This is a genomic window from Mitsuokella sp. AF21-1AC (assembly GCF_003458855.1).
In the GTDB taxonomy this organism is placed as follows: domain Bacteria; phylum Bacillota; class Negativicutes; order Selenomonadales; family Selenomonadaceae; genus Mitsuokella.
Genome location: NZ_QRVW01000043.1, coordinates 1 through 15003, shown reverse-complemented (window position 1 = coordinate 15003; position 15003 = coordinate 1). Strand labels below are relative to the sequence as shown.

The following is a 15003-nucleotide window of genomic DNA, read 5'->3' as shown; positions in this document are numbered from 1 at the left end:
TCGGCCCTCCGGGCCACTTTCCCCAAAGGGGACAGCATTCTTCCGAAACCATCGCGCAAGCGACGGATGTGCGGGGCGTCCCCTACGGGGAAGCTGTCGCGTCAGCGACTGAAGGGGCATCTGCTCTTATTGCCGGCCTCGCCCGATGTAAACCATCCCATTAAATATGTACATTCCCTTCTGGCAGTCGCGAACACAACCTATCTTTGACAGTCCGATCAATCGCTTGACAAACACCAGAAAAATTTTGCCAAACTTCACGATTTGTAAACCGCAAAATAAAAATTCCCATTTTACTCAAACGATGTGTCCGCTCCATGTCGTACTCTAATTGAGTTCCTGAAGCATGCTGTTCGCCGTCAAGTTCCACCCCTAGCTGAACTTTTGGACAATAAAAATCTACAATATATTCCAGTATCGGCCGCTGACGTCGAAAACGAACTGGATACTGACAAAGAAAATCATACCACAAATGACGTTCCTCTTTCGTCATCTCGCGACGAAGTGTCCTAGCCTTTGTAAGCAAATCTTTCCGCAAACAAGTCATCGCTATCCCCCTTGTCGTAAAAGCCTTATAAAGTTATATGTATTCCTATTGTATCATGAAACCATCATTTGCAGATTCACAGTTCGATTTTCAGTCATCCTCCATGGCATTATCTGCAGCTTCCCCTTTCGGCCCTCCGGGCCACTTTCCCCAAAGGGGACAGCATTCTCCCGGAACCGTCGCGCAAGCAACGGATGCGCGTGGCGCCCCCCTCGGAAGCCTGTTGTGTCAACCACAGATGCGCAGTCAGCCCCTCTGAGGAGTTTGTCACGTCAGCAACGGATGTGCGTGGCGTCCCCTCTGGGGAAGCTGTCGCGCCAGCGACTGAAGGGGCAACTGCTCTTATTGCCGGCCTCGCCCGATGTAAACCATCCTCATTTGCATACTCAAGCCGTCTTTCACCTTTCTCTACCCCCCCCTTGCCTGCAGTTTCCCCTTTCGGCCCTTCGGGCCACTTTCCCAAAAGGGGACAGCATTCTCCCGGAACCGTCACGCAAGCAACGGATGCGCGTGGCGTTCCCTCGGAAATTCTGTTGTGTCAACCACAGATGCGCAGTCAGCCTCCACCGAGGAATCTCGCGTTAGCAACGGATGCGCGCGGCGTCCCCTCCGGGGAAGCTGTCGCGTCAGCGACTGAAGGGGCATCTGCTCTTATTGCCAGCCTCGCCCGATGTAAACCAACCCATTCGCCTGTTCAAATCATCGTTCACCTACCGTTGTCTCCCTTGCCTGCAGCTTCCCCTTTCGCCCCTTCGGGCCACTTTCCCCAAAGGGGACAGCATTCTCCCGGAACCGTCGCGCAAGCAACGGATGCGCGCGGCGTCCCCTCCGGGGAAGCTGTCGCGTCAGCGACTGAAGGGGCATCTGCTCTTATTGCCAGCCTCGCCCGATGTAAACCATCCTCATTTGCGTACTCAAGCCATCTTTCACCTGCCGCTGCCTTCCTTGCCTGCAGCTTCCCCTTTCGGCCCTTCGGGCCACTTTCCCCAAAGGGACAGCACAAAAAGGACCTCCGAAGTTGTTGTTCGGAGGTCCTGAGGCTTTGCCCTGGGCAATTATTTGCTGTTGTTCTGTGCGTCTGCGGCGATATCCTGGAAGTTGGCATATACGCCGTCGAGATCGGCGGGGAGAATGCCCATCTCGCTGAAACCGATATGCAGCGCTTGAGCAAAGAGGTCGACGTTATGCTTTTCGTCGCCGGTCTGCATCATCGTGCGTGCAGCAGCGTTGAGCGGCATAACGTGGAATGTCGAGCCGTTGTAGATCAGGCGGAATTCGCCCGTGCCGGTGCTCGTCGTAATGTCTTTCGTGTACTCACGATACTGCGTCTTCGGCTGATTCGGCTCCGGCAGGCGCTTGCCCGTCGGGGAGATATCGACCTTGGCTGCCTGGGACTTGACGTCGTAGGTACCATAGTTCGTCATCTTGCCGTCATCGATCTTGAAGAACGGCAGCTGGACTTTGATGATGTGGCGCTCGCGGTCAATCCCCGGGCCCTCATCACGCGTCCCCCAGTCTTTCTCGACTGTGCCGCTTTCCTTCTCCGAAGGCGTCTGCGGGTTCGTCGGCAGCGTATAGCCGCCATTGCCCGGCACAACTGGCGGCACGACCGGGGGATCAATATCCGGCTTGCTCGGCGAAACGACAGCCACGCCATCATAATGGAAGCGATAGTTGCCGATGACCTCGGATTCGCCTGGCTTGAACGGATGACCGTTGATGTCCGTGATGACATCATACGTGAACTCACCCGTCTGATCTCCCAGATTCGGCGTCCACGTTGCATGGTCACCATAAGAGAGTTTGCTGTCGATATCGGGGTCCACATACGTGATATCCTGCGTCGTATTGCCCTTGCCATAGACGCGGACATAAACATCCTTCGGATCAATATGGAGGTTCGATTTGCCCGGCGTAATCTCATAATTCTTGAGATAGTCCTTGCCCGAAACATCGGTCGTGACCGTATAGTCACCCAAGTTATTCGTACGGGTATCATTATCAAGATAACCATTACCATACGTATAATCGTAGACAAGGCCCGTCGTATCGTTCTCATCGCCATTCGTCAGGCCAGTAAGGGACGAACCGCTTCCCGGCGTCACCGTACCATACTCCGTCGTGATATCCGGCGTTGTAATAGAGAGTTTCGCTTTCTCAATAACCGAATCACCATCATTAAAGTGAATGTTGTAGTTGCCTAGTGATGTGTCATCAGCCTTGAGTTTATAATCCCTGCCAGCATCCTGTGTTGTTCTGCCATTTGTACCATCACCTGTATTGGTATACTTCAAGTCTTTATTCTGCAGGTTATCGGTAATAACTGATACATCATCGCCATTCAGTACCGGGATATTGTTATGATCATATCCATATCCATTCGTATCAAAAGCTTTACCATAAGTAGTCTTGACATCATTAAGATTCAATGTGATGTCCGCTTTATTTACCTTCAGATCACCTGTTGTCGTAACCGTATAGTTGGCACTCATATCATTGCCAGCAGCATCTGAAATCTTGATGTTCGAGAAATTGCTGCTGTCCAGAGCATCTTGATAAACGGTATCGCTTGCATCCGCAGTAGAGCCATTCGGATGATTGGTCTTCCGATTCTTATCATAACTGCTGTCTGTCTTAATAGTCGGTGTTTTGCCCGTTAAATTATCGTACGAAACCTTGGCACCGAAAAGTGTGCCGGTGGTTGTATCGGTCCATTTGGTGATTGTGCTATTGCCATACGTCTGTTCACCCGTGCCAGAAACAGTCAAAGCTTTAGGCGTAATGATAAGCGTCCCGTTTTCTTTTTTCAACAGATGTCCATTCAGTCCTACAGCATCAATATTTACATCGACATTATAAATGGATTTATTTTTATCTGTACCGGCGGTATCACCATTGGTACGCGTTGCATCTGCGGCTGACCCCCTGCTAGATACTGTTACCGTGCCATCAATATAACTTTTAAGATCTTTCTCCTGGAAAGCGTTGCTAAAAGAACTTACATTAACCGGTGTTTTACCATCCGACTTCGTATATTCTTCGCGATAGTTCAAGTCATTATACATATTCTCAGAAGTCAGCTCTTCGTCAGCTTGTGATATCGTCGTATTTGTACCGGAAGTATCACCATATACTTTCGTATAATTATCAGCGCTTATTGTAATGGTCGGCGTTGTTTGGAAAATATATTTGCCACTGGCATTTTCGTCAGCTGCTTCAGTTGTAGCATATGAAGACAGTGTCACACCTGCCGCATTGACAGTGGTTACCGTATTCTGATTGGATTTGCTCGTCCACATTGCATCGGTGCCGCTGTTTAAGTTGGTGCCAAATGTGTCAAGATCCGGCGAGGCCGAGTAGATTTTCCAGCTGCCACCCGTACCAGTGGTAATAGCATTCTTGGCAGCTTGTGACGTAGCGTTGACAAACGAACCGCTCGTTCCCTGTGCATCAATAACAACAGCGTCATTTGCTCCACTAGCCGCGGTTAATGTGCCGTCATCTCCCAAGGCATCGTCTTTCTTTTCTTTATTGGTCGTGGTTGTCAACGTGATGATGCCGTTGCTTTTCGTCGAGGTCAACGAAATCTTGCCGCCGTTAAGCAAGCCACCATTTGCATCAGTCTTGCCACTCGACGTGATGCCATGAACGGTAATATCGCCTGTAGCATTGGTTGTGATATTATCGGTAGCATTTGTATTGCCAGAATTCGTTGTAGATCCCGACGTCATGCGACCACCAATCGTTACATCAGCACCTGTGATGTCGATACCATGGTCCGTGTTGATTGTGCCCATATTGTAATCTGTAGCGCTTGAACCACCTATTGTTACATTTCCCGTTGTATGAATAGTTACCGTGTCAAGTTTCTCAGAGCCACCAATATTCCCCTGCAATTTAACGATTCCACTGCCAGCCTGGATATTCAGATTAGAATGCGCCAAATTCTTTTCCTGAACAAAACCAACCGTAGATCCGCCTTCAATAGAAGCATCATCCCACATACCTGTGCCACCATATCCAACAGTCAAAAAAGGAGAACTATCATCCGGCTGCCAATGACTTTTAGCATTATCACTAGACCAGTTCGAAAAACCATATGCCTCAGATCCTTTTGTATCCGTCTTATTACTTCCATTATATTGAGATTTCCTCATATCATAGAAAAGGATTCCCGTATTGTTATTTGCTTCTCCCTCAGGTCCGGTTACCCAATAAAAACCTGACTGATAAGTAGGGTCTACAGGCATATCATTATAAGGATTATTCTTTAAATCATTGTTTTTGCCACGAATTCCAGAGCCACGGCCGCCTACATAAAGTGGCAGCTGATAATCTGGAGCAGTAAGAGAATTTTCTAGTCGAGTTGTAATAGTAGCTAAATAGGTATCTCCAGCGGCAGATCCGCCTCCCGTATTTCCTTTTGCTAAATCGGCTGCAACAAACCAATTATTTATCATCAACTCTTCAATAATCGCTAATTTCTGTGCATCTGTATAATCGGCAGGATTTGTACTCCCAGAAAAATTAGCTATAGATACTTTCAAGTAATACAGATAATCTTGAAAAGACATCGAGCCTTTCTCCATAATAAATGCTCGATATCCCTTACCAGTACCATCAGATACAGATGTATACCATCTAGTATGCTGAGAGTTTATCTCCGTATCGCTTGTTTTTTTTGTGGATTTACCGGATGCAGTAATCGTATGAAAATTATAATATATTTCACCGTTTGCAAATGTGTAAGGATCATATGTATATATATAATTTCCATTACTATCTTTCTTGTATATATAATTTCCACTACTATCTCTTTTAGCGTTGCCATTTTCGTCCGTTTCTCGAACATAGTTCACGCCAATAAATTTATATGCGGGAACAATATTATTGGTCAGATAATAATACGGACTGTTTGTATCTTTAGGATCAGTCAAAGATTTAAATAAATTAGTTAAGGCTGCACCACCTTCTATATAAGAAGTATAGCTATTACCTGAATTGATCAATCCTGTAACGGTGACAGCCCCACTAGTTTTAGCTGTTGCATCATTGGTATCAATATTAAGAGTACCACCATTTAAACCAATAGCCACTTCACCATTTAACGTTACAGCTCCACCTTTTGTAATGATAGAGCGATTTCCAAGCGCACCAGACTCTCCTTGTGCATTAAGATTTCCAAAATATGTACCTATCGTACCAGCGGTATGATCAGCTTGGCCAGTATAAGTACCATAGCCATAACCCTTTTTCCCATTCCCTGTAAATTTCACAGGATTACCTGAGACGCCACCACTAGCAGATGTAAAAAATCCACCATTCGTATTAATATCTGCATTGATGATGACAGCACCAACACCGTCATTATTCGTATTAGAATTCAAAATTACATTTAGCTTACCACCACTGGCCTGTGCATCAATAGGCTTATTAATCGTTATGTTTCGATTAGCCTCTAGTGTAAAGGTAGCTTCATCATCTCCAACAGTCGGATTGATTTCAGAATTCAAAATAATATTTGCAACTCCATTTGCTGCCGCTGCTTGGATTGTTACATCGGTTCCTGCATTTAAAAGCGTATTAACCAGGCTTCCTTTAATCCAAGTCACAGCTATATCAGTAGCCGATGTATTAGTTCCTTTAGCTCCGGGGTCATTATAAGCTACACGTGTATTACTAGTAACCTCAGAATCCGACAGTGTCTTAGTTTCAATAGACGAATCAAGACCTTGCGTAGGATCATCATCAGAAATATATACGGCTAACGGATCGAGCAGCCACTCGCCGCGGCTGCCGTTGATGCCCTTCGCGTCGATATTGAGGTTGCTGCCCAGATTCAACACGTCGCCGGACGTTTCGATCTTGCCGCCGTCAATGGTGCCGCGGGCTAAGAGATTGGTTCCATCATGGACCGTCGTGGTGTTGCCGATGACCTTGATGCTGCCGGCGCTCTGATTGTTCTCGAGGCCCGATGCGTCGATGGTGCCGCTCACCTCAACGACACCGTTATTGCCGCCGTCGAGCAGGATCTCGCCCTTCTCGTTCTGACGCAGGGTCTTGGCTTCAATCGTACCCGTGTTGTTGACGACGGTACTCATGACATCGCCGGCCTGCTTTGCCGTCATGACGACGTAGCCGCCGTCAGCACGCAGCACGCCGGTGTTGAGCGTGCTGGCCTTCGCGAGCTTGCCGTCAACATCGAAATTGATTTTGCCGGCCGTATCGGCAGACAAGGTAATCGTCTTGGCCGCAGCCAGGGCAATCCTGCCACCCTCATTTGTGATCGTGCCATTGTTCGCAACGGAAGCCGCATGCAAGGCAACGAGACCGCCCTCAGCCTTGATCTGGCCTTCGTTGATGACCGAGGCACTGGTGTTCGCATCATCGGCAGCAAGCGAAACATCGCCCGTACTCGTGCCGAAACCTGCCATCGCCGCATCGCTGACCCTGGCCGTAGAGGCCACAAGGCTGCCAACATCGACACTGGCATTCTGGCCGAACAGCACACCGTTCGGATTGACGACAAACACCTGGCCATTGCCCGTGAGCTGGCCATCGATAACGGACTTCGCATCGCCCGTCACGCGATTGAGCGCAATGGACTGCGCATCCGGCTGACGGAAATTGACGCGTTCGTCATTCGCAATATCAAAATTCTTCCAATCAATCGCGACACGCTTCGTGCTCTGATTGATTTCCATATTTTTATTGTCATCGCTTCTCTGGATTGTCGCCTCACCGGAGCGGACAATATCGCCCTGCGGCATGGCATGCGTGATACTACCGAACGACATGGTCAGCATAGCGGCCGCCACAGCTGCCGTCTTGCGCTGCCATGCCCGTTTCATTTTACGTTCCATCTCGGGTTCCCCTCCTAAGAAAAATACAGAACATCATGTCTTGAGCCCACATGTTCCTTTTAGGGTATATTATACTAATTTCTAATCGTTTATTCAAGAAAATTTAATTGTTATGAATAATAAGTTCTTTTTATACCGACAGTAATTTTCAAAAAAAGAGCAGGTTGTCAGGAAATTCCTGACAGCCTGCCCAGTTGCAGGGTTGGCTGCTGATTTCGACTTTGAGCACTTCGTCTCCACACTACGTGCCGAGCATCGAGCCTGTGCCCCTTTGCATGTCTCCATCGATACGCGAGGCTTCGCTCGCGGCCATGCCCGCTTACGGGTGATTTATACCCGGGGAACCCTATTCAGTTTTACCTGGCTCATTCGTTTTCATCGAAGTGGACATAGACGCCGTCGAGGTCTTCGAGGAGGATACCCATCTCGTTGAAACCGGCATGGAGTGCCTGAGCGTAAAGCTCAACGTTCTGCGTAGCGTCGCCGCTTGCAATCACGTTCTTGGCCATCATGCCAACCGGTTTGATGCGGAAGGTCGAGCCATCATAGATCATGCGGAACGTGCCCGTACCAGCAGCTGTCGTCAGTTCCTTCGTGTATTCGCGGTACTGCGTCTTCGGCTGGTTCGGTTCCGGCAGGCGTTTGCCCGTAGCCTCAAGGGTTACTTTGTCCGGATCCGTTGCTACGCTGTAGGTGCCATACTGGCTGACTTCGCCATTCTGTACTTTGAAGAATGGCAGTTCGGCGCTCGCCAAGCCTGCGACGCGGTCGACGCCCGGGATACCATGGTTGCCCATGCTGTTCGTCCAGGAAGCCGTACCATCGATATTCGACGGGTTGTTGTGATCGATATCGGGTTTCGTCGGCGGATTCGGTTCATCCGGCGTAATGGTGGCCAGTCCTTCGTAGTTGAAGCGATAGTTGCCGATGACATCGCCAGTCGTAACTTTCTGCCCATCGATGTAGGTCAGGATGCTGTACTGGTTGTTGCCAAGGTCCTGATCCAGCGTGTAGAGGGTATTGACACGTTCGCCATAAGCGAGCTGCGAGTCAACAAGCGGATTTTCCGTATAGGTGACATCGCTCGTCGTTTTGCCCGTACCCGTGACGAAGAACGTGACATCCTTCGGCGTGATGGTAGCCGTTGCCTTATTGCTGGTAATCGTGTAGTTATTGAGGAAATCTGGCCGCGACTCCAATTTGATGGTCGTCTCGAACGGATCATACGCTTCAAAGGTACCATCTGCCCTCTGCTTGACATTGTTCGTCTTAGTGTTGTTGTTCAAGTAAGCTCCACCATAATCATTGTACTCACCATAGTCAAAGATGAAACCAGCGTCTGGCATCTCATCGCCATTCGTAAAGCCTTCTACTTTGGTGTTCGCCAATTCGATTGTGCCATACTCCGTCACAATGTCATCCGTCGTGAGCTTGAGTTCAGCCGGCGTGACACTTGCCGTGTTATCGAAGGTTGCGCTCTTTGCGCCGTCTGCGAACTGGTAGTTGCCATTCATTGCATCGCTGAGTTTGATGGTCGTGTTATAAACCTTGTCGCCAACATCGTAAGTGACCTGACCTTCGCTGGCTCCTGTCAATGCACTGGAATCCGTGATTGCCAGTTCATACATGCCATCGCCATTGACCCCCGTAAAGGTGGCCTTGCCAAATGGATCTTGCTGACCATACTTCGTCGTGTAGAGCGGCGAGCCATCAAGATTGACGATATCGTCCTTGGTAATCGTGTACGGCTTGACTTCTGCATCGCCCTTCTCAACATGGATGTTGTAATTGTTGAGCACCGAATTCGTTGCACCAAGCAGGTCGTAGTGGCCGACGTCCTTCGTAGCCTTGCCGTTCTCGCCGATACCTTCGTTCGTGTAATCGAGATCGCCAATCGCTGCTTTCAGCTTGTCTGCACTATCTCCATTGGTTGGGTTCGTGACCGAATAGTCATATGCATCCTTGTTAAACGGCGTACCGTAAGTCGTCCAGACATTTCCCACCTTAACCGTAAGGTCTGCCCTCGTGACGCTGGCGCTATCGTTAAAGGTCAGCTGCGTCAAGCCAGTCAGGCCATAGTTGATGAGATCCTGAGCCGTGAAACCTTCCAGCGATACAATCGTATTGTAGTTGTCACCGACCGATTTCGTAATGCGGCCAGTCCGGTCGCCCGTCAATGCACTGGAACCAATAATCTTCAGCGTCTTCTCGCCATTGCCATTTACATCCTTAAAGGTTGCATTGCCGAATTCATCACGTTCGCCATACTTCGTGGTGTACGTAGCATTCGTGAAGTACTCGTTCAAATTGTTCTGTACATCAAGCGGCCTGACTTCTGCATCGCCCTTCTCAACATGGATGTTGTAGTTGTTGAGCACCGAATTCGTTGCACCAAGCAGGTCGTAGTGGCCGACGTCCTTCGTAGCCTTGCCGTTCTCGCCGATACCTTCGTTCGTGTAATCGAGATCGCCAATCGCTGCTTTCAGCTTGTCTGCACTATCTCCATTGGTTGGGTTCGTGACCGAATAGTCATATGCATCCTTGTTAAACGGCGTACCGTAAGTCGTCCAGACATTTCCCACCTTAACCGTAAGGTCTGCCCTCGTGACGCTGGCGCTATCGTTAAAGGTCAGCTGCGTCAAGCCAGTCAGGCCATAGTTGATGAGATCCTGAGCCGTGAAACCTTCCAGCGATACAATCGTATTGTAGTTGTCACCGACCGATTTCGTAATGCGGCCAGTCCGGTCGCCCGTCAATGCACTGGAACCAATAATCTTCAGCGTCTTCTCGCCATTGCCATTTACATCCTTAAAGGTTGCATTGCCGAATTCATCACGTTCGCCATACTTCGTGGTGTACGTAGCATTCGTGAAGTACTCGTTCAAATTGTTCTGTACATCAAGCGGCCTGACTTCTGCATCGCCCTTCTCAACATGGATATTGTAGTTGTTGAGCACCGAATTCGTTGCACCAAGCAGGTCGTAGTGGCCGACGTCCTTCGTAGCCTTGCCGTTCTCGCCGATACCTTGGTTCGTGTATACGAGATCGCCAATCGCTGCTTTCAGCTTGTCTGCACTATCTCCATTGGTTGGGTTCGTGACCGAATAGTCATATGCATCCTTGTTAAACGGCGTACCGTAAGTCGTCCAGACATCCCCAACCTCGACCGTAAGGTCTGCTTTCGTAATGCTTGCCGTATCGTTAAACCGCTTCGACGTTTCGCCGCCTTCAAACCGATAGTTCTTGGACTGTGCATCGTTGAGGGTGACGACCGTGTAGTAGTGATCACCGGCATCATTCGTGAGGCGGCCTGTATCATTCCCCGTCAAGGCATCTGTCGCGGTGATGGCGAGATCCATCGCGGCATCGCCATTAACACCTGCGAACCTTGCCGTGCCCGGGTCTTTCTTCGTGCCATAGACCGTCGTGTAGAGCGGTTCACCATTGATGACGAGATCATCCTTCTTAATGGTGTATGGGTCGACCGTGATATCACCATTGCCAGTAACGGTGTAGTTGGCATCGGCGTTGTTGGTGAAGTGAACGTTGCTGAACAGGAGCTCATCGTTGTAGGTACCGGCGTCAGCGGTAACACCATTCACATGAGCATTCTTGCTGGCCGCATAGTTGCCACTGTCGCTGATGGTATACTCGATACCAGACGTATCAAGCTCATCACCATTGGTAAGGCCCTGACCTGCTGTACCCGTTTCAGCATAGACGTTCTTATCCTTGAGCGTAGCATCGCCATAGGTCTGAGATGCACTGCCGTTCAGGACAACGGTACGACGCGTGATTTCCAACTCACCTTTGTTAAGTGTTGCAACACCGTAGCCTTCCAAGCCCTGAAGCGACTGATTCTCGACATTGATGTCATAGATAGCAAATTCTTTATCATCGGCCCGACGATCACCATTTGTACGCGTAGCCGACGCGGCCTGACCAGCACTGGACAGCTTGTAGCTGCCGCTGTAGCGGTCCATGATGCTGCCGCCTTCGGAAACTTCCTGGAACGCGTCCGTATAGCCCGTAACATCGTGCGGGTTGCCATCTTTGCCGATGAATTCGGCTTTTTCCTGAGCCGTCAGGTCAACGGTTTCACCATAGACCTTGGTCTTATTATCAGCCGTAACGGTCAAAGTCGGCTGTACCTGGAAGATGTACTTGTTCGTATTTTCCGTCTCAGCATACGTGTCGAGACCGTTGCCGCCAGTCGAGCTGGCGTGCCAGCGGGCCGTCGTCTCGCTGTTGAGGTTCGTACCGAACGTGTCGCGGTCTGGCGATGCGGAGTAGACTTTCCAGTTGCCGCCTTCGCCGGTCGTGATGGCTTTTTCTGCCGTAGTCAGGTTCTGGAAGGAACCATCCGTGCCGCGTGCGTCGATGATAACAGCATCGTTATCCGTCGACTTAGTAATCAATGCACCATCATTATGGGTGTGATTCAGTACGATTGCGCCGCTCTCCCCCGTCGTCATCAAGTTGATCTTTTCGTGAGCCGTGATGCCATCGACATTGATGTTGCCCGTAGCCTGGATATCGACGCCCATGGTGTCAGCCGTGATGCGGTCGCCGACTGTGACGTTCTTGCCCGTGATGCTGACGCCTTCGTCCGCATGAACAATGCCCGTGTAGTGAGCGCCGCTGCCAATCGCAACATCGCCAGCGTTGATCTCGACATTCTTCAGGGCAACTGAGTTACCGATGTTACCAGCAATGTCGACTTGCGAATCGCCGGCATTGATGACGAGGCCCGAATGCTCCAGGTTCTTTTCCTGGACGAAACCACGGATTGTTCCGGCACCCTCCACGACATCGTCCCAGTTGGACGCCGTACCGAAGCCAATCGAGACCATCGGGCCAGAGTTGTTCGGCTCTTTTTCTTTTTGCTTAGTGTCCTGCGAATAGCTATAGTTCCACTTGACGTAGTAGTTGTCAACGGCCGAACCATCGTTGTAGGCAAACTTCGTGCCTTTGCCGTTGTTGGCCATGCCTTCTGGGCTAGTGACCCAGTAATAACCGTCCGGATATTCCGGATCTGCTGGATTGGGATTCAACCTCGTCGCATTGCCACTGCCGCGGCCGCCAACGATCAGCTGATACTCCTCTGGCGGGCTGGCCAGCGAGTTCTCAAGAGCCGTCGTGATTGTAGCGAGATACGTATCGCCCGTATGGTTCGTGCCTTCCGTCGCGCCCTGAGCCATGGCCTTGGCACCGTTCCAAGTAATCGACTGTGCGGCAAGATACGACGAAAGATTGCTCTTCTGCGAAGCGCTCAGCTCATCATACGATGACAGAGTAATCGTTTTTCCTGTCGCCTGAAGATCACTCTCTTTATATCCTCGTCCGCTGGTAATCCGAGATACCGTACCATCAGAATACAAAATATATCTAGGAGAAGATTCACTCGCTCTAGACGTCTTAGCCCCGCTTTTAAGAGTATACGTTGGTACTGTCCTCATGACCTCATCATAATAAGACTTGACGAAGTCCTCCCAGCCTTCCAGGCCAGACGCTACGCGCTTGTAGGAGTTGCCGGAGTCGACTGTGCCGGTAATCGTAACTGCACCGCTTGCACTATCACCTTTCTGCGTGTCAAGCGTCAGCGTACCGCCATTCAGGCCAATCGCCACGTCGCCGTAGAGGTTGATGGCGCCGCCATTCGTATTGATGGTGCGGTCGCCCATCTTACCCTGATTGCCGAAGTACGTGCCGACCGAGCCGGACTTGATCTTCGTGCCGCTGCCAGATGTGAACGTACCGCCATTCGTCGCGATATCGGCGTTGATGAGGACAGCGCCGAGGCCATCGCCATCCGTATCCGAATGGAGATTGACATCCAGCGCACCAGAAGTCGACATGATTCCCGCGTTGACCGTGATGTTGCGCTGTGCCTCAAGCGTCAGGGACGTATCTGCGCCACTCGTCTTATTGATGGCCGAATCCAATGTGATGGACGCGACCTTATTGGCATCCGTTGCCTGTACCGAAACAGCCGTGCCCTTATTCAACAAACGATTAACGGTGTTGCTGTTGACCCACGTGGTCTTGTTGCGGCTGGCCGTGCCGGATGCATCATTGCTGCTGTTATAGCTGCCATCCGTATTGCCATTCGTGACAGAACTACTGCCACTCGGCTGCGAATTCGAGATTACGACCTCAAGCGGATCGAGCAGCCATTCGCCGGCCTTGCCGGTTTCACCGGCTGCGTCGATGTTGACTGTATCACCAATCTCGAGGTAGTCGCCCGACGTTTCAATCAGACCGCCGTCGACTGTACCGCGGGCCAGCAACGCTGCCCCGTCTTTGACGTGCGTTTCCGCACCGATGGCCTTGATCTGGCCTGCACTCTGCCCGGCCTCCATGCCGGATGCATCAATCGTGCCACTGATCTCAACGATGCCGCTTTCGCCGCCGTCGAGCAGGATCTCGCCCTTCTCGTTCTGGCGCAGCGTCTTCGCCTCAATCGTACCTGTATTGTTGACGACCGTGCTCATCACGTCGCCGGCCTGCTTTGCCGTCATGACGATGTAGCCGCCGTCGGCTTTCAGGACGCCGCTGTTGAGCGTGCTGGCTTTCGCGAGCGTGCCGTCAACCGTAAAGTTAAGCTTGCCCGCCGTATCGGCAGACAGGTTGATATTCTTTGCTGCGGCCAGAGCAATCTTGCCGCCTTCGTTCGCGATCGTGCCGCTGTTCTCGACGGCCGCTGCATGCAGTGCCACGAGGCCGCCTTCGGCGCGGATCGTACCTTCATTGATGACTTTCGCCGTGGAATCGTCAGCGAGCTCCAGATTGAGCGTGCCGTCGCCATTGCCGAAGGCTTCCATCTGGCTGTCGCTCACCCGTGCAGTGGAGGCCACGAGCGAACCAACGTCAACGGAAGCGTTCTGACCGAACAGGACGCCATTGGGATTGATGACGAATACCTGTCCATTGGCTGTGAGGCTGCCGTCAATGAACGTCTTTGCGTCACCGGTCACGCGGTTGAGTGCAATCGAAGCAGCGTCCGGCTGGTTAAAGCGAACGCGTTCATCGTTGTTGATATCGAAGCCCTTCCAGTCAATGGCGAGGTGCTTCGTATCCTGGTTTACCGTCATCTCTTTGTCCTGGCGCGTGATTTCGCCATGACCCGAGCGGATTGTTTCGCCCTGCGGCATGGCATACGCCATACCACCGAACGACATGGCCATCATGGTCGCTGCGAGAGCAGCCGTTTTGCGATGCCATGTTCTTCTTATCTTGCGTGTCATGATGGTTCCCCTCTTTCTTTTTTGTTATCAGACATGCCACCTTTTCAGAAGATTGCGATGATTCAGAAACGGTGCTGTCCCGCATAAACGCAAGTAGTTCCAGAATATCTTTCTGAATATTATTATAATATCTGGTGTTCAAAACTTCAATAGTATCGGATAAATGTTATCGTTTACTACACTTAAAATTTTTTGATTTTGCAAGCAAAATCCATCTGGTAACTGCTGAGGTTGTCTTCTCCTGTTACCCAAGTATAGCTTACCAAAAATCAGGACCTATGTCCCTGTCAAAAACGACAGGTATGGCAAAATCAAAACCACCAGTTAAACTGGTGGTTTGCTCTGG

General features: G+C 50.6%; 3 protein-coding genes. All 3 read right to left on the bottom strand.

Annotation, left to right across the window (positions count from 1 at the left end; all coding sequences use genetic code 11):
- Nucleotides 1–160 precede the first annotated feature (160 nt).
- Entirely contained in the window at nt 161–547 is a 387-nt protein-coding gene (locus tag DWX75_RS11430; protein WP_118016439.1) for an endonuclease domain-containing protein, read from the bottom strand.
- 1055 nt (nt 548–1602) lie between these two features.
- Nucleotides 1603–7410 carry a filamentous hemagglutinin N-terminal domain-containing protein gene (locus tag DWX75_RS11425; RefSeq protein WP_118016438.1) on the bottom strand — a complete coding sequence of 1936 codons (5808 nt, stop codon included), beginning with the start codon at nt 7408–7410 and terminating at the stop codon, nt 1603–1605.
- A gap of 365 nt (nt 7411–7775) precedes the next feature.
- Nucleotides 7776–14657, bottom strand: a complete 6882-nt coding sequence (locus DWX75_RS11420; protein ID WP_118016437.1) for a filamentous hemagglutinin N-terminal domain-containing protein — start codon at nt 14655–14657, stop codon at nt 7776–7778.
- Nucleotides 14658–15003: the final 346 nt, after the last annotated feature.

Coding starts and splice junctions, on each gene's coding strand:
- DWX75_RS11430 (WP_118016439.1), bottom strand. CDS start 547: ATGACTTGTTTGCGGAAAGATTTGCTTACAAAGGCTAGGACACTTCGT.
- DWX75_RS11425 (WP_118016438.1), bottom strand. CDS start 7,410: ATGGAACGTAAAATGAAACGGGCATGGCAGCGCAAGACGGCAGCTGTG.
- DWX75_RS11420 (WP_118016437.1), bottom strand. CDS start 14,657: ATGACACGCAAGATAAGAAGAACATGGCATCGCAAAACGGCTGCTCTC.